The 16,230-nt window shown below is 72.9% G+C and carries 16 protein-coding genes and 1 pseudogene; 13 read left to right on the top strand and 4 right to left on the bottom strand.

Annotated features, from left to right (window positions below):
• Positions 1-176 precede the first annotated feature (176 nt).
• The 3 genes from IEZ12_RS03000 to IEZ12_RS02990 all read left to right on the top strand — a co-directional run bounded on the left by IEZ12_RS03000 (position 177) and on the right by IEZ12_RS02990 (position 1,982).
• The gene (locus IEZ12_RS03000; protein ID WP_189270625.1) at positions 177-626 is read left to right on the top strand and encodes a 2-thiouracil desulfurase family protein; all 450 of its coding nucleotides are present in this window, start codon (positions 177-179) and stop codon (positions 624-626) included.
• Between the two features lie 112 nt (positions 627-738).
• Entirely contained in the window at positions 739-1,377 is a 639-nt protein-coding gene (locus tag IEZ12_RS02995) for a ClpP family protease (protein ID WP_100586292.1), read from the top strand.
• Between the two features lie 2 nt (positions 1,378-1,379).
• The gene (locus tag IEZ12_RS02990) at positions 1,380-1,982 is read left to right on the top strand and encodes a ClpP family protease (protein WP_043910653.1); all 603 of its coding nucleotides are present in this window, start codon (positions 1,380-1,382) and stop codon (positions 1,980-1,982) included.
• Between the two features lie 60 nt (positions 1,983-2,042).
• Here the strand turns inward: IEZ12_RS02990 and IEZ12_RS02985 are convergent, their stop codons facing one another.
• On the bottom strand, positions 2,043-2,417 hold the full coding sequence (locus IEZ12_RS02985) for a helix-turn-helix domain-containing protein (RefSeq protein ID WP_189270623.1): 375 nt from the start codon (positions 2,415-2,417) through the stop codon (positions 2,043-2,045).
• A gap of 128 nt (positions 2,418-2,545) precedes the next feature.
• Here IEZ12_RS02985 and pip point away from each other — a divergent pair, with 128 nt between their 5' ends.
• Positions 2,546-3,517 carry a prolyl aminopeptidase gene (pip, locus tag IEZ12_RS02980; RefSeq protein ID WP_189270621.1) on the top strand — a complete coding sequence of 324 codons (972 nt, stop codon included), beginning with the start codon at positions 2,546-2,548 and terminating at the stop codon, positions 3,515-3,517.
• A 52-nt stretch (positions 3,518-3,569) separates the two neighbouring features.
• On the opposite strand, the gene IEZ12_RS02975 is transcribed toward pip, so the two are convergent.
• A complete protein-coding gene (locus IEZ12_RS02975; RefSeq protein ID WP_189270619.1) occupies positions 3,570-5,261 on the bottom strand; it encodes an ABC transporter family substrate-binding protein in 1,692 nt (563 codons plus the stop codon).
• Positions 5,262-5,623: 362 nt separating this feature from the next.
• Here IEZ12_RS02975 and IEZ12_RS02970 point away from each other — a divergent pair, with 362 nt between their 5' ends.
• From IEZ12_RS02970 to IEZ12_RS02955, 4 genes are all read left to right on the top strand, one after another.
• Positions 5,624-6,610 (top strand): ABC transporter permease, encoded by a 987-nt coding sequence (locus IEZ12_RS02970; protein ID WP_043910657.1) that lies wholly within the window; start codon positions 5,624-5,626, stop codon positions 6,608-6,610.
• A gap of 149 nt (positions 6,611-6,759) precedes the next feature.
• Positions 6,760-7,644, top strand: a complete 885-nt coding sequence (locus tag IEZ12_RS02965) for an ABC transporter permease (protein WP_229847230.1) — start codon at positions 6,760-6,762, stop codon at positions 7,642-7,644.
• The gene (locus IEZ12_RS02960; RefSeq protein ID WP_189270617.1) at positions 7,641-9,677 is read left to right on the top strand and encodes an ABC transporter ATP-binding protein; all 2,037 of its coding nucleotides are present in this window, start codon (positions 7,641-7,643) and stop codon (positions 9,675-9,677) included. The genes IEZ12_RS02965 and IEZ12_RS02960 overlap by 4 nt, the downstream gene beginning before the upstream one ends.
• A gap of 188 nt (positions 9,678-9,865) precedes the next feature.
• On the top strand, positions 9,866-11,035 hold the full coding sequence (locus IEZ12_RS02955; RefSeq protein WP_189270616.1) for an aminotransferase class V-fold PLP-dependent enzyme: 1,170 nt from the start codon (positions 9,866-9,868) through the stop codon (positions 11,033-11,035).
• A 68-nt stretch (positions 11,036-11,103) separates the two neighbouring features.
• On the opposite strand, the gene IEZ12_RS02950 is transcribed toward IEZ12_RS02955, so the two are convergent.
• Complete coding sequence (locus IEZ12_RS02950) at positions 11,104-11,430, bottom strand: putative quinol monooxygenase (protein ID WP_043910661.1); 327 nt, start codon at positions 11,428-11,430, stop codon at positions 11,104-11,106.
• Positions 11,431-11,585: 155 nt separating this feature from the next.
• Between IEZ12_RS02950 and IEZ12_RS40785 the strand changes: the two are divergent.
• Positions 11,586-11,915: pseudogene (locus IEZ12_RS40785) on the top strand (DUF7134 domain-containing protein); the annotation flags it as partial.
• A 41-nt stretch (positions 11,916-11,956) separates the two neighbouring features.
• Here IEZ12_RS40785 and IEZ12_RS02945 read toward each other — a convergent pair.
• On the bottom strand, positions 11,957-12,982 hold the full coding sequence (locus tag IEZ12_RS02945; RefSeq protein WP_189270614.1) for a YsnF/AvaK domain-containing protein: 1,026 nt from the start codon (positions 12,980-12,982) through the stop codon (positions 11,957-11,959).
• A gap of 108 nt (positions 12,983-13,090) precedes the next feature.
• On the opposite strand from IEZ12_RS02945, the gene IEZ12_RS39935 reads away from it, so the two are divergent.
• The 4 genes from IEZ12_RS39935 (at position 13,091) to IEZ12_RS02930 (ending at position 16,216) form a co-directional block, all read left to right on the top strand.
• Positions 13,091-13,222 carry a hypothetical protein gene (locus IEZ12_RS39935; RefSeq protein ID WP_268250228.1) on the top strand — a complete coding sequence of 44 codons (132 nt, stop codon included), beginning with the start codon at positions 13,091-13,093 and terminating at the stop codon, positions 13,220-13,222.
• A gap of 96 nt (positions 13,223-13,318) precedes the next feature.
• Entirely contained in the window at positions 13,319-13,702 is a 384-nt protein-coding gene (locus tag IEZ12_RS02940) for a hypothetical protein (RefSeq protein ID WP_189270612.1), read from the top strand.
• Between the two features lie 28 nt (positions 13,703-13,730).
• Entirely contained in the window at positions 13,731-14,630 is a 900-nt protein-coding gene (locus tag IEZ12_RS02935; protein ID WP_189270610.1) for an ABC transporter ATP-binding protein, read from the top strand.
• Positions 14,627-16,216 (top strand): hypothetical protein, encoded by a 1,590-nt coding sequence (locus IEZ12_RS02930; RefSeq protein WP_189270609.1) that lies wholly within the window; start codon positions 14,627-14,629, stop codon positions 16,214-16,216. Before IEZ12_RS02935 ends, IEZ12_RS02930 begins: the two co-directional genes overlap by 4 nt.
• Positions 16,217-16,230 lie beyond the last annotated feature (14 nt).

The raw sequence follows: 16,230 nt of genomic DNA, 5'->3' as shown, positions 1-16,230 counted from the left end.
CTGATCCGCCGCGGCCACCAGGCATCGCCCGTGCTGGCCCGCCGCTACTTCGCGCCGGAGCCGGCCACCGACTGACCTGCTGCCGCCCGCACGCCGGACCTCCGCGTCCTCCACGCACCGGCAGCCGAAGGTTCCCGCAGGTCAGGGTCGATGTGCGGCCCCGGTAGCCTGGGCGGGTGGAAACGATTCTGGTCAGTGCGTGTCTGCGCGGCGTGCCGTGCCGGTTCGACGGGCGGGACAAGGCGTCGCCCGCCCTCGCCGAGCTGCTCGACGGGCGGCAGACGGTGTCGTTCTGCCCGGAGGTGGCGGGCGGGCTGGCCACCCCGCGACGGCCGGCGGAGCTGATCGGCGGCGACGGGCACGACGTGCTGGACGGCGCCGCGCGGGTGGTGGACGACGCCGGGCACGACGTCACGGCGGAGTTCGTCACGGGCGCCGAACGCGCGCTGCTCGCCGCGCGGCGGGCCGGCTGCACGGAGGCGGTGCTGATGCCCCGCAGCCCCTCGTGCGGCCGGGGCGCCGTGTACGACGGCTCGTTCGCGGGCGCGCTGGTGCCTGGCGACGGCGTGACGGCGGCCCTGCTGGAACGCAACGGGATCACCGTCCGTCCGGCACCGGGTGTCTGACCGGCCGCTCTGCCGGTGGCGAATCTGCGGCGGGCAGAGAACCGGCTGACGGGGGTCGTCCGGGGTGAACAGTGGAGTGGAAGACGCACTCCCGCTCCGACGAGGAGACCCGATGACACCGTTCAGCACCCGCCAACCCCGTGCGGAGGACGGCGACACGCCGCCCAGCCGCTTCGACGACCACCTCGCGGCGCAGTTGCTCGCCCAGCGGATCGTCCTGCTCGGCACCCAGGTCGACGAGGTGTCGGCGAACCGGGTGTGCGCGCAGCTGCTGCTGCTCTCCGCGGAGGACCCGCGCACCGACATCAGCCTGTACGTCAACAGCCCGGGCGGGTCGGTGACGGCGGGCCTGGCGATCTACGACACCATGCGGCTGATCCCGAACGACGTCTCCACGCTGGCGATGGGATTCGCCGCCAGCATGGGGCAGTTCCTGCTGACCGTGGGCACGGCGGGCAAGCGGTTCGCGCTGCCGAACGCGCGGATCATGATGCACCAGCCGTCGGCGGGCATCGGCGGCACTGCCTCGGACATCGCGATCCAGGCGGAGAACCTGGAGTACACCAAGCGGGCGATCGAGCGGATCACCGCCGCGCACACCGGGCAGAGCGAGGAGACCATCGCCCGCGACGGCGACCGGGACCGCTGGTTCACGGCCGAACAGGCCAAGGAGTACGGGATGGTGGACCAGGTGGTGGAGTCGCTGGCCGACATCCGCCCGGCCGCCAACCGCCGACGGATGGGGCTGTAGACATGGGCTCGTACACAGTTCCCTACGTCGTCGAGCGGACGGCCCAGGGCGAGCGGTCCTACGACGTGTTCAGCCGGCTGCTGAACGAACGGATCATCTTCCTCGGCACCGACATCGACGACGGCGTCGCCAACGTGGTGATCGCCCAGCTGCTGCACCTGGAGTCGGCGAGCCCGGGGGAGGAGATCGCGATCTACCTCAACTCGCCCGGCGGATCGTTCACTTCGCTGATGGCGATCTACGACACGATGACCTTCGTGCAGTCGCCGATCTCGACGTTCTGCGTCGGCCAGGCGGCGTCCACGGCGGCCGTCCTGCTGGCCGGCGGCGACCCCGGGCGGCGGTTCGTGCTCCAGCACTCCCGGGTGCTGCTCGGCCAGCCCGCCAGCGGCGGTCGGCAGGGGACGGTCTCCGACCTGAGCCTGGCCGCGAAGGAGATGCTGCGGATCCGCTCGCAGGTCGAGGAGGTGCTGTCCCGGCACACCGGCCACGACGTGGCGACGCTGCGCGCCGACACGGACCGGGACAAGGTGTTCACCGCCGCGGAGGCGGTCGCCTACGGCCTGGCCGACCAGGTGCTGGACCGGCGGCAGCTGCCGGGCTGAGCGGGGTGCCCCCGGTGCGACGGCGATCTGCGGGCCGTCCGCACCGGGCGTGACCGTCCGTCAGGCGGCCAGGCAGAGACCGTTGGTGGGGGCGGCGCTGCGGCGGTGGGAACGGCGGATCTGCGAGTGGCGGACCAGGTCGTCCTGGGCGAGCGACAGCAGGTCGCCGAGGCCGAGCCCGAGCGCGTGGGCAGCCGCCGCGAGCACCTCCGAGGAGGCCTCCTTACGGCCGCGCTCCAGCTCCGACAGGTACGGCATGGAGATCCGGGCCGCCTCCGAGACGTCCTTCAACGTCCGCTCCTGGGCGAGCCGTTCGCGACGCAGCACACCACCGACCACATCCCGCCAGAGCGGTTCCTTCGGCACAGGAGGCTGCGGCGCGTTCTGCGGGCGCAGCGGAATGACACGGGCTTCGTTCCGGCCTTGAGTGCTCACCCCTCCAGCGTAGGCATCCTCCGCAGGAGGGGAAGGGAGCGGCGTTCTGCTGTGGGTGAAGTACCGGCCTGACGGCAGGTCGGAAATGGGTGGGCGGTGCGGTGGGCGGCGGCCTAGGATCGACGGTCATGGTTGATCTCTATGAGCCGATGCACCCCTACGACAGTGGTTTCCTGGACACCGGAGACGGCAACCGCATCTACTACGAACAGCTCGGCAACCCCGAGGGCAAGCCTGCGCTGTACGTGCACGGCGGTCCCGGGGCGGGCTTCCCGAAGCGGCCGACCCGGGCGTGGGACCCGGAGGCGTACCGGGTGATCCGGTACGACCAGCGCAACTGCGGGCTCAGTACGCCGCACGGCAGCGACCCGGCGGCGGACATGGCGCTGAACACCACCCAGCACCTGATCGACGACATGGAGCGGCTGCGCGAACACCTCGGCATCGAACGGTGGTTGCTGGACGGCGCGTCCTGGGGGTCGACGCTGATCCTGGCCTACGCGCAGCAGCACCCGGAGCGGGTGAGCGAGATCGTCATCCAGGCGGTGACCACCACGCGCCGGGCCGAGACCGACTGGCTGTACCGGGGCGTCGGCGGGTTCCGGCCCGAGGCGTGGGACCGGTTCCGCGACTTCGTCCCGGAGAGCGAACGGGACGGTGACGTCTACCAGTTGCTGGCGGCGTACGCCCGGCTGATGGAGCACCCGGACCGGGCGGTCCGCGAGCAGGCCGCGAACGAGTGGCTGGCCTGGGAGGACGCCGTCATCGAGGGCGAGCCGAACGGCATCCCCGGCATGTACAGCGACCGCGAGATGGACGACCGGATCGCCTTCGTCCGGATCTGCTCGCACTTCTTCAGCAACGGCGCCTGGCTGGAGGAGGACCAACTGCTGCGGGGCGCGCACAAGTTGGCCGGCATCCCGGGCGTGCTCGTGCACGGCCGGTACGACATGGGCTGCCCGGTGCAGACCGCGTGGGAATTGGTCAAGGCCTGGCCGGACGCGAAGCTGCACATCTTCGACGACTCCGGGCACGTGGGCAGCCAGGACATGGCGGGGACGGTCCGGCAGGCCCTGGAGGACTTCAAGAGCCTCCGGTAGAGCCGAAGATGACGGCCCGTCACGGTGGCGATCGTGACGGGCCGTTCGCGGCTCACTTCTGCCAGCCCACCGAGGTGATCACGGTGTCGGCGAGGCTGCCGGCGCCGAAGTTGGCCAGGCCCTTGCGGACGGCGACGATGCTGGGGCGCTGGTAGAGCTCGACGGTGTGGCCGAGTTCCCAGATCTTCACGTCGGCCTGGTTGTAGAGCTCGGCGGCCTTCGCCGGGTCGAGGGTGGCGGCGGCCTTGCGCAGCAGGCCGTCGATCTCGGGGGTGCTCAGCTTCGAGTAGTTGCCGAACACGTTGTCGCCCTGCGGGGCGCGGAAGATCGGCACCGTCTTGGAGAGCGGGAAGGAGCCGGTGTTGCGCCAGCTGGCCAGGTCGAACTTGCCCTGGTCGATGTACTTGGAGAAGTACTCCTTGCTGGGCACCTTGTCGATGATGAGCTTCACGCCGACCTGCTGGAGCATGTTCTGGGTGGCGGTGGCCAGGTCGGACTGGGCCTGGGTGGAGCCGTCGCTCATCACGTAGTGCAGCTCCAGCGGCTGCCCGTCCTTGCTGCGGGCGCCGCCGGCGTCCTTCCAGCCCGCCTCGTCCAGCCACTTCTTGGCGGTGGTCGGGTCGTACGCCACCCAGTCGCCCGCGTTGGCCTTGTAGCCGCTCTGGTTGGTCATGAACAGGTGGTTGTCGAGCGGCTTGAACTCCACCGGGACGCCCTTGTTGGCGATCTTGATCAGCGAGGCGCGGTCCAGCGCCTTGCCGAGCGCCTGACGGACCTTCTGGTCGGCGAGCGCGCCGTTGCCGCCGAAGGAGATGTGCACCTCGTCCCAGGGGGTGCCGGTGCGGATCACCGAGTCCTTGGCGTCCTTGAGCTGGCCGTAGGCGGTGGCGGTGCCCGCGGAGGCGAAGTCGATCTCGTTGTTCAGGAACGACTGGGTGATCGCGGCGGCGTCCAGCACCCGGTAGGTGATCCGGTCCAGCTTCGGCTTCGGGCCCCACCAGCGGGGGTTGGGCGCCAGTGTGATGGTCTGCGCGGTCTTGTCGGCGTTCTGCAGCACGAACGGGCCGCCGTAGACCGGGACCTTCTCGATCCAGCCCTCGTTGAAGGCCTGCGGGGTGGAGATCCCGGAGGCCGGCAGCAGCGGGCTGAACAGGCTCTGCCAGTCGGCGTACGGCTCCGAGAAGGTCACCTTGACCTCGCTCGGGTCGGCGCCCTGCTCGACGCCGGAGATCTGCTCGTAGCCGGAGGAGTCGGCCAGGTTGAACGCCTGGTCCTTGCCGTTGGAGGCCTTCCAGACCGCCTCGAAGTCCCGGTAGCCGATCGCCGTCCCGTCGGACCAGACCGCCTTCGGGTTGAGCTTGTACGTCACGACCTGCGGCGAGGCGGAGGTGACCTGCGCGGAGACCAGGTACTCCGGAACCGGATGGTAGACGCCCTGCGCGTCGCTGCGGAAGAGCTTGGCCTCCAGGTAGCCCATGATTTCCACCGCGTCGCCGTACGTGCCGTCGACCTGGTACGGGTTCCACTGGGTGATCCACTGCTGGAGCGGTTCGCGCAGTTCGCCGCCGTCCTTGATGTTGTCCAGCGGCTGCGGGTTGTTGTCCTCGGCGTCCACGGTCGGCACCACGGTCTTGGCGACGTCCGCCGAGCCGCCCTGACTGGTGCAGGCGGTCGCGGCCAGGAGTGCGGCGAGAGCCGCAGCGGCGGCGCGGCCGATTCGGCGGGTGGCGGGCGATGTGTGCATCGGCGGAGTCCTCGGGTCTCGAAGAGTCGGCGGTCGTCAGGTGTGGCGACGCTTGATCGTGGGCAGCCAAGTCGGTGCCGGCGGGCCGAACGTAACAGCCCATCAGCCGCCCCCACCAGGGTGATGCGCGGAACTGATCGAAACGAAATGGAGTGAAACACCGCCGCAATACCCCGTTCGTGCCCGTCTGATCAGCTGTGACCAGCGGGTTCACCTGAACGGTCGAACCGTTGGCATCTCCGACCCTGGACGAGTCGGTGGAGCGTGGCGTACAACTGCTGCGCGAAAGTGCGTCAAAGTCCGTACTAGCGAAGGCAAATGACCATGTTCCGCAGGTGTGCGAACCGCGCCGGAGGCGCGCCGTGACGGGCTACCTGGCCAGGCGGCTCGGCTACTACGTGGTGCTGCTGACCGCCGCGGTGTTCCTGGCCTACGCCCTCACCGGCACCGCGCTCGGCCCGCGCGCCTACTTCGAGGCCAAGCAGCCACGGCCCTCCGCCGCCGCCGTCGACCGGCAGTTGACCGCGCTCAACCTCAACGACCGCACCCCCGTGGTCGAGCGCTTCGCCACCTGGGCGGACGGCGTCCTGCTGCACGCCGACCTCGGCCGCACCATCCACGACACCTCCGTCAACGACGAGTTCGGCCGCCGGATCTGGGTGTCGCTGCGCCTGCTGCTGGTCGGCAGCGTGCTCGGCATGCTGCTCGGCGTCGCCGCCGGCGCCTGGAGCGCGGTGCGCCAGTACCGGCTCTCCGACCGGGCGCTCACCGTGCTCTCCTTCGTGCTGCTCTCCACCCCCGTCTTCCTGCTGGCCCTGCTGCTGAAGAACGGCGCCATCGCCGCGAAGAACGCCGCCGGCCACGACGTCATCCCGTTCACCGGCTACGAGACCCCCAACCTCTCCGGCGGCATCGGCGCCCACCTCGCCGACTGGGGGCTGCACCTGCTGCTCCCCACCCTCTCGCTGGCCCTCGGCGGCCTCGCCACCTACAGCCGCTACCAGCGCTCCACGATGCTCGACGTCCTCGGCGCCGACTACCTGCGCACCGCCCAGGCCAAGGGCCTCACCCGCGGCCGCGCCCTGATCAAGCACGGCCTGCGCACCGCGATCATCCCGATGACCACGATGTTCGCCTACGCCTTCCTCGGCCTGTTCACCGGCGCCGCCTTCACCGAGACCATCTTCGGCTGGCACGGCATGGGCGAGTGGTTCATCCAGGCCGTCAACGAACAGGACGTCAACTCCGTCGTCGCCGTCAACCTGTTCGCCGCCGTGGTCGTCCTCGCCGCCGGCTTCCTCGCCGACGCACTCCACGCCGCACTCGACCCCCGAGTGAGGACGGCATGAAGGTGAGAGACCAGGGAGAGCACAACCAGGGGCGTGGGGAACTGCGCGAACCGGACGGAACCCGTCGGCGAGATCGCGAAACCGGACCGTGGCCTGCAAGTGATGGTGACCCGGCGCAGCCGACCGACCAGCGTGCCCCCGCAGGGCGGCTGCGACTGGCCGCAGCTCGACTGGCGGCCTCCCGCGGCGCACTGCTCGGGCTGATCGTTCTGGTGCTCCTGTTCCTCCTCGCGTTCCTCGGCCCGTACCTGACCCCCTGGCACTACGCCACCCCCGACTACACCGCGCTGCGCCAACCCCCGTCCGTGCAGCACTGGTTCGGCACCAACGGCCTCGGGCAGGACGTCTTCGCGCAGACCGTCCGCGGCCTGCAGAAGTCTCTGGTGATCGGCCTGCTGGTGGCCGTGCTCTCCACCGGCCTGGCCTCGCTGGTCGGCGCCTGCGCCGGGTACTTCGGCGGCTGGACGGACCGGCTGCTGACCTTCCTGGTCGACCTGATGCTGATCTTCCCGGCGTTCCTGGTGATCGCCGTGATCTCGCCGCGGCTTCGCGGCAGCGGCTGGATCGCCTTCGTGCTGCTGCTCGCCGTGTTCAACTGGATGATCACCGCCCGGGTGATCCGCTCGATGACCATTTCGCTCCGCGAGCGCGAATTCGTGGTCGCCGCCCGGTTCATGGGCGTCGGGCCGTTCCGGATCATCTGGCGGCACATCCTGCCGAACGTCTCCTCGTTCCTGATCATCGACGCCACCATCACCGTCGGCGGCGCCGTGATGAGCGAGGCCGCGCTCTCCTACTTCGGTTTCGGGGTGCGCCCGCCCGACGTCTCGCTCGGCACCCTGCTGGCGGCCGGCGCCGGCGACGCCCCCGTCTTCCCCTGGTTGTTCTACTTCGCCGCCGGCCTGCTGGTGCTGTTCGTGCTGGCCGTCAACCTGGTCGGCGACGGCCTGCGCGACGCCCTCGACCCCACCGCCACGGCCGGACGCAGGCGTCCCCGAAAGACCGTCACCACTTCGCGCCGGAGCACCCGTTGACCACCCCGCTGCTCGCCGTCCGCAACCTCACCGTCGACTTCGGGGACCACCCGGCGGTCCGCGGCGTCGACCTCGACCTGCGTCGCGGTGAGACCCTCGGCCTGGTCGGCGAGTCCGGCTCCGGCAAGTCCGTCACCGCGCTCGCCGTGCTCGGCCTGCTGCCCGCCGCCGCCCGGATCGGCGGCTCGGTCCGGCTCGACGGCGAGGAACTGGTCGGCCTGCCCGCCCGGCAGCTCGCCGAGATCCGCGGCCGGCGGATCGCCATGGTCTTCCAGGACCCGCTGTCCGCGTTCACGCCCGTCTACCGGATCGGCGACCAGATCGCCGAAGCCGTCCGCGTCCACCAGAACGTCGGCAAGGCCGCCGCCCGGAGCCGCGCCGCCGACCTGCTCGACCTGGTCGGCATCCCCGACCCGGCCCGCGCGCTGGACGCGTTCCCGCACGAGTTCTCCGGCGGCATGCGGCAACGCGCGATGATCGCGATGGCGGTGGCCAACGACCCCGACATCCTGCTCGCCGACGAACCCACCACCGCCCTCGACGTCACCATCCAGGCCCAGGTCCTGGACGTGCTGCGCACCGCTCAGCGGGAGACCGGCGCCGCCCTCGTGCTGGTCAGCCACGACCTCGGGGTGATCGCCGGCAGCGCCGACCGGGTCGCCGTCATGTACGCCGGACGGATCGTCGAGACCGCCCCCGTGGACGAGCTGTTCACCGCGCCCCGGCACGCCTACACGCTCGGTCTGATCGGCGCCGTCCCCCGCCTCGACGGCCGCGGCGGCCCGCTGGTGCCGATCCCCGGCCGCCCGCCGGCCGCCGGCGAACTGCACGGCCCCGGCTGCCCGTTCGCCGAACGCTGCCCGCTGGTCGAGGACCGTTGCCGCACCGCCGAGCCGCAACTCGCGGGCGACGGCGACCACTTGGCCGCGTGCGTGCGCGCCGACCATCTCGCCGCCACCCGGCCCGCCCCCGCCGAGGTCTACCCCGTCCCCGTCGTGCCCGCCGCCGAGCCCCGGCCGCGGGAGGAACGCGAGGGCGTGCTCACCGTCACCGGCCTCACCCGCAGCTTCCCGCGCTACCGCGGCACCCTGCTGCGCCGCCGGATCGGCGAGACCTTCGCCGTGGACGGCGTCGACCTGGACATCCGGCGCGGCGAGACCCTCGGCCTGGTCGGCGAGTCCGGCTCCGGCAAGTCCACCACGCTGTACGAGATCCTCAAGCTGGCCGCCCCGCAGGGCGGGCGGATCGAACTGCTCGGCCAGGACACCGCCGCCCTCGACCGGGCCGCCGCGCACCGGCTGCGGGCCCGCGTCCAGATCGTCTTCCAGGACCCGGCGGCCTCCCTCGACCCGCGGATGCCGGTCGGCGACGTGATCGCCGAACCGCTGCTCGCCCAGCGCACCCCCGCCGCCGAGGCCCGCCGCCGGATCCCCGAGCTGCTGCGCCAGGTCGGCCTGGATCCGGCGCACGCCGACCGCTACCCGCACGAGTTCTCCGGCGGCCAGCGCCAGCGGATCTCCATCGCCCGCGCCCTCGCCGTCCGCCCCGACCTGCTGGTCCTCGACGAGCCGGTCTCCGCGCTGGACGTCTCCGTGCAGGCCGGCGTGCTCAACCTGCTCCAGCAGCTGAAGGCCGAACTCGGCCTCGCCTACCTGTTCGTCTCCCACGACCTGTCCGTGGTGCGGCACCTGGCCGACCGGGTCAGCGTGATGTACCTGGGCCGCACCGTGGAGACCGGCACGGTGGAACGGGTCTTCGCCGCACCCCGGCACCCCTACACCCGCGCCCTGCTCGCCGCCGTCCCGCTGCCCGACCCGGCCGCCGAACGCGCCCGCCCCCGCCTGCTGCTGGCCGGCGACCCGCCGTCGCCCGCCGAACGCCACCTCGGCTGCCCGTTCCGCAGCCGCTGCCCCGTGCACACCGCCCTCGCCCCCGAGCAGCGCACCCGCTGCGCCACCGAACTGCCGCCCGCCACCCCCGCCGCCCCCGGCGTCGACCACACCGCCGCCTGCCACTTCCCGGACGGCGCCTGACGGGCCGTCGGCCGCTCGACCGTCCCCGGGTGGGGCAACCCGGCATGCCCGCCGCCGTGCGAGGGGTAGAGGAAGCACGGGGCCGATCGTCCGAACGGTGCGGCGGCCGCCACCGGGTCGGCGGACCTCGTCGCCGACCACCAGGACGACGGGGTCCGACGGTCCGGGCCCGGCAGGGAGTTGGCACGATGGACATCACGCAGCTGCGGGCGGTGACGCCCGGCTGTACCGAGACGGCGTTCTTCGACAACGCGGGCTCGGCGCTGCACACCGAGAACGTCACCCGCACCGTCGTCGACCACCTCCTGCTGGAGGCCCGCCTCGGCGGCTACGCCGCGGCCGACCGGGAGGACGACCGGGTGGAGGCGGTGTACGCCTCGGTGGCCCAGCTGCTGAACGCGCTGCCCGAGGAGATCGCCCTGGTGGACAGCGCCACCCGGGCCTGGGACATGGCGTTCCACGCCATCGCGTTCCGCCCCGGCGACCGCATCCTCACCTCGCGCAGCGAGTACCCGTCCAACGGCCTGGCCTTCCTCCAGGCCAAGGAGCGCTTCGGGGTGTCGGTCGAACCGATCCCCGACGACGAGCACGGGCAGGTCGACCTCGACGCGCTCGCCGAGCTGCTCGGGCAGGGCGGCGTCCGGCTGGTCGCCGTCAACCACGTGCCGACCTACGACGGCCTGGTCCAGCCCGCCGCCGGGATCGGCGCCCTGGCCCGGCGGGCCGGCGCGCTCTACCTGCTGGACGCCTGCCAGTCGGCCGGTCAACTCCCGTTGGACGTCCGGGAGATCGGCTGCCACCTGCTGTCCGCGGCCGGCCGCAAGTACCTGCGCGGCCCGCGCGGCACCGGCTTCCTGTACGTCGACCGGGAGCTGGTGACCGGCCTGCGGCCGCCGATGCTCGACCTGCGCTCCGCGACCTGGACCGGCCCCGACACCTTCGAGATCCGCCCCGACGCCCGCCGCTTCGAGACCTGGGAGCGCAGCGTCGCCGGCCTGCTCGGCCTCGGCGCGGCCGTCGACGAGGCCCTCGCCCTCGGCCTCGACCCGATCCGCCGGCGCATCGACACCGTCGCCGACCGGCTGCGGGCCGGCCTGTCCGGGCTCGACGGCGTCCGCGTCCACGACCGGGGCCGGGTGCGCAGCGGCATCGTCACCTTCGCCAAGGAGGGCCGCGACGCCCAGCAGCTGGTGGACGGGCTGCGGGCCGCCGGGGTGACCGCGACGGTCTCCCGGCCGTCCTCGGCCCGGTTCGACCTCCGTGCGCAGAAGCCGGTCGAGGTCGTCCGCGCCTCCGTGCACTACTACAACACCGACGACGAACTCGACCGGCTGCTCGACGGCGTCGCCAAGCTCTGACCCTCGACGTCGCCCGGTCCGTCCTGGTCGCCGCCCCGGCGGCCGGGGCGGGGGCCGACTTTGGACGGTCAGCTGCGCGGGGTGACCTCGGCCATCTCGGACCAGCCGTTGCCGGGGACCTTCATGTTGACGATCTCCGGGACGGTGGCGACCGCGTAGGCCATCTTGTCCATGGCGTCCTTGAAGTGCGCCGAGTTGACGTGCTGCGAGCCGGCCTCGTCGTCGGCGAAGGCCTCCAGCAGGACGAACTGGTGGGGGTTGTCGACGCTGCGCGACCACTCGAAGAACAGGTTGCCGGGCTCGTTGCGGGTGGCGGCCGTGAAGTCGGCGACCAGGTCCAGCCACTGGTCGGCGCGCTCGGGGCGGACGGTGAACTTCACCGCGATGAAGATCATGAGGGTCTCCTTCGTTCGTCTTCGTTCGTCCGGGAACGGCCCCGGAAGATCGTTCGTGTGAACTCCAACGATCCCCCACCTGCGGTGTCACGCGTGCACCGGGGTCAACCCCAGGGTTGACGTGCCACTGGCGACGGGGTGTCTACGCTGCCGGTGTGCAGAGGGGTGGCAGACGGCTGCGGGTCGATCCATCGGTGGTCGACACGGTGCTCGCGGTGGTGCTGGCGACGGTGACGGTCGTCTACTCGTGGGAGGCGTACCAGGCGCGGTACCGCCACGAGGACTGGCGGCCGTTCGACGGCTGGGCGGTCGCGCTGTGCCTGCTGGTCACGCTGCCGCTGGCGGTGCGGCGGCGGTGGCCGTGGACGGTGCTGCTGGTGTCGGCGGCCGGACTGCTGGCGTTCCTGGCGGCCGGGTACCAGCCGTCGGTGAACCCGTGGGCGCCGCTGCTGGCCGGCTACAGCGTGATCGTGCGCCGCCCGACCCGGAGCGCGGCCGGTCGCGGCCCGGCCGGGGCGGCGGGTCGTCAGGCCCTCGCGGGTCCGCCCTTGTCCCGACCGGTCGTCGGACGGGTCGGGCGGGCGGCGTCCGCGTCGGGCAGGTCGGCCTCGATGCGTTCCTTGCGGACCTCGCCGGTGACGGTCTGCTGCTCGACGCGCTCCTCGGTCACCAGGCGCACCCGTTCGACCGGCACGGCCTCGGTGCGCACGATGGGGCGCTCCGCGTGCAGGACGACGTCGTACTCGGCCTCGGCGATCGGCTCGTCGGACATCGCGGCGGCCCGGTTCGCCTCGGTGATCGGCTCGCGCTCGACGCGGACCTCCTCGTGCCGGATCGGCACGGTCTGCTGCTCCTCCTCGGTGACGACGTACTTCCGCAACCGGGCGTGTCCGGTCTCGTACCGTTCGACACCGACGCGCATCCGCTCCTCGGAGCGGGTCATCACGTCGTCCGGCGTCGCCCGGCCGCCCGTGCGGTCGCGCTTCAGGCCGCCGGTCGCCGCCGTGACGCCGGTGGCCGCCGCGCTGGTGGTGGTGCCCGTGCCGGTGGTGCCCGTCCCGCTGGTGGCGGCGATCCGGGTGTCGGGCGTGCGCGCGGCGCCGGTGGTGGGCGCGGTGGCGGCGGTGTCCGTCGCCTTGGCGGCCTCGGCGGTGCGGGTGCTCTTCGCGTCGCCGCTGTCACGGTGCGCCCAGCCGCCCTCGCCCGGCTCGTTGGCGGTCTTCCAGGCCTCGTCCCAGTCGATGCCGTAGTGGCGGTACAGGCGGCGTTCCTCCTGTTCGGAGAGGTGTCCGCCGCGGTCCACGGCCACGGTCGGGGCGTCCTTGACCTTGTCCTTGGCGAAGGGGACCTGGAGGTGGTTGCCGACCATGTGGGCGTCGCGGACCGGCACGAAGGACTGGCCGTTCCCGAGCCGTCCGGTCTTGACGGTGACCCACTCCGGTCGGCCGGTCGCGTCGTTCAGGAAGAGGTGGTCCGCGGTGCCGATCCGGTGGCCCTCGGCGTCGTGCACGGGGTGGTGCATCAGGGAACGCATCTGTTGTTCGGTGATCATGGATTCACGCCTCCTTCACATTCCAGCGTCAGGGCGAAGGCCCGACCCGCGCGAGTTCGAACGTTCCGGCGAGGCGTGGAGCGGCGCCGGAGCCCCGGGGCTGCGACGGTGCGGGACGCCCCGGGCGGCCCCGGCCGGCCGATCTTCGTCGACGGCGACGCCGGGCGGGCCTCCGGCAGGCCGGGCCGGGCCGCCGCGGCGTCCTCGGGGCGGGCGTTCGGCCGGGTCGGCACGGACTGACGACGAGTCATCGGATATCTGCCGAACGGCAGATGGCGGACGAGCCCGGATCGGCGAGGCTCGGGACGTACCCGACCGAGCCGCCCGGAGGAACCGGTGGAACGACGCCCGCACCCCAAGACCGTCCTGCTCGCCCTCGCGGTGGCCGCCGTGCTGCCGCTGACCGGCTGCGCCGACTCCGCCAAGGCCGAACCGGAGGAGCGCACCTTCGCGTTCACCGGCACCGCCCTGGACGTCAAGGCGCACGGCAACCCCACCGACCTGATCCCCGCCGACCGGACCGACGTCAAGGTCACCCGCTGGTTCGACACCGGCGCCCAGGTCGGCAGCAAGAAGCTCAGCTGGACGCTGGAGAGCGGCACCCTCGACCTGCACGCCTGCTGCACCGGACTGGCCGACTGCGAGGCCAGGTTCCGCGTCGAGGTGCCCCGCAACGTCGCCGTCACCCGCGACGGCCGCCCCACCGACCTCAAGGGCTGACCACCCCGCGAACCACGGAGACCCACCCATGACCGACCCGACCATCGAACTCGACGGCATCGGCAAGGAGTACCGCGGCGGCAAACGCGCCCTGGACGATCTCACGCTGCAGCTGCGCCCCGGACTGACCGGCCTGCTCGGCCCCAACGGCGCCGGCAAGTCCTCCCTGATGCGGATCCTGGCCACCGTCACCCGCCCCACCCGCGGCAGCTACCGCTACCGGGGCGCCGACGCACTCGCCCAGCCCGACCGGGTGCGCCGCGAACTCGGCTACCTGCCGCAGGACTTCGGCGTGTACCCGAACCTGACGGCGCGCGAGTTCCTGGCCTACCTGGCCGCTGCCAAGGGCCTCTCCGCGCGCTCCGCCCGGGCCCGGATCGACCAGCTGATCGAACTGGTCAACCTGACCGAGGCCGTCCGCCGCCCGCTGCGCGGCTACTCCGGCGGCATGCTGCGCCGGGTCGGCATCGCCCAGGCGCTGCTCGCCGACCCCCGGGTGCTGGTGGTGGACGAGCCGACCGCCGGACTCGACCCCGAGGAGCGGGTGCGGCTGCGCAACCTGCTCGGCGAACTCGCCGCCGACCGGATCGTGCTGCTGTCCACCCACATCGTCTCCGACGTCGAAGCGGCCGCCGCCGACCTCGCCGTCCTCGCCCACGGCCGGCTGCTCCGCCGCGGCACCCCCGACCAGCTGCTGCGGGAACTCGACGGGCGGGTCTGGGAGGCCGTGGTCGCACCGGCCGAGGTGCCGGGCGTGCAGGCCCGGTACCAGGTCGGTCGCGCGGTGCGCACCGCCGACGGCGTCCGGCTGCGGGTGCTGGCCGGGCACCCGCCGACCGCGGACGCCGTGCCCGTGCCGCCCGACCTGGAGGACGCCTACCTGGCCGCCGTGCACGGCGCGCCCGCCCGGCCGGAGGCGCTGCGATGACCGGCACCGCACTCGTCCGGCTCGCCGCCGGGGACTTCCGCGACCGGGTGCGGCGGCCCGTGTACGCGGTGACGCTGCTGGCCGCCGTCGCGCTCGGCCTGCTGGCGGTGCCCGCCGCGGACAGCCGCTGGGCGATCATCGACGTCGGCGGGAACCGCGGCGTCTACAGCAGCGCCTGGGTCGGCACCGCGACCGCGCTGGCCGGCGCGCTGTGGCTCACCGTCGGCGGCTTCTGGGTGGTCCGCGGCGGCATCGTCCGGGACGCCGCGGGCCGGGTCGGCGAGATCCTCGCCGCCACCCCGCTGCGCACGGCCGGCTACCTGGCCGCGAAGTTCCTCGCCAACCTGCTGGTGCTCGCCTCGATGCTCGGCGTGCTGGCCGGCACCGCGCTGGTGCTGCAACTCGTCCGCGGCGAGGACCGGGCCGTGCACCCGCTCGCCCTGTTCGGGCCGTTCGCCCTCATCGCGCTGCCGCTGATCGCGGTGACCGCCGCGGCCGCCGTACTGTTCGACACCGTGCCGCCGCTGCGGGCCGGGTTCGGCAACGTGGTCTGGTTCGTGCTGTCGCTGGCGCTCGCCATCGGCGGGCAGTCGGCCGGCGCCCCGCTCGGCGGGATCGGCGTGCAGCAGGCGACGCAGTCCATGGTCGACGCCCTGCGGCGTCAGCAACTTCCCTTCGGTGACGGTGAGTTCAGCCTGGGCCTGACGCAGGTCCCGGAGCCGCTGCACACCTTCGGCTGGGACGGCGCGCAGTTCTCCGGAGGCTTCCTGGCGACCCGGCTGGCGATCGTCGCCTGCGCGGCCGCGCTGGCCCTGCTGCCCGCGCTCTGGTTCGGCCGCTTCGACCCGGCCCGCAACCCCGGCCGGACCACCACCGCTGTCGCCGCCCGGCCGGTCGCGGAGCCCGCCGAGCCGGTCGCGTCCGCTGCGCCCGGGCCGTTCGGGGCGCTGCCGCCCACCGCGCCGGTGCGGGCCGGGGCGGCGTTCGGGCGATTGCTGATCGGGCAGACCCGGATCCTGGTGCAGGGCGTGCCGTGGACCTGGTGGGCCGTCACCGCGGCGCTCGGCGTGGCCGCGCTCGCCGTGCCGCTGCCGCTGGTCACCGGGCTGATGCTGCCCGCGCTGTGGCTGTGGCCGGTGCTGATCTGGTCCCGGCTGGGCTCCCAGCAGGTGGAGAACGGCCTGGAGGAGCTGCTGGCCGCGCACCCCGCGCCGCGGCTGCGGCTGCTGGCCGACTGGGCGTCGGGCGTGCTGCTGGCGGCGGTGGCCGGCCTCGGTCCGCTGCTGCGGATGCTGATCGCGGGCGACGCCGCCGGGGCCGCGCACTGGCTCGCCGGGGCGCTGTTCGTCCCGGCGCTGGCCCTCGGGCTCGGCACCGTCGTCCGCAGCCACCGCCCGTTCCAGGCGCTGTACCTGCCGCTCTGGTACCTGCTGGTCAACCAGGTCCGCGCGGTCGACTTCATGGGCGCCGTCCGCACCGCGGGCCGCCCGGACGGGCCGAGCCCGCTGCTGGTCGCGGCGCTGGCGGCGGCGCTGGTCGGCGCGGCGGTCCTGGCGGGCGCGGCCCGGCGCGACGTCAAACGCTAGTCCCGGCAAGGGCG

Origin of the sequence: Kitasatospora griseola (assembly GCF_014648555.1) — a bacterium.
Taxonomy (GTDB): domain Bacteria; phylum Actinomycetota; class Actinomycetes; order Streptomycetales; family Streptomycetaceae; genus Kitasatospora; species Kitasatospora griseola.
The sequence above is the reverse complement of the archived record's forward strand: the minus strand, read 5'-3'. Positions and strand labels throughout refer to the sequence as shown.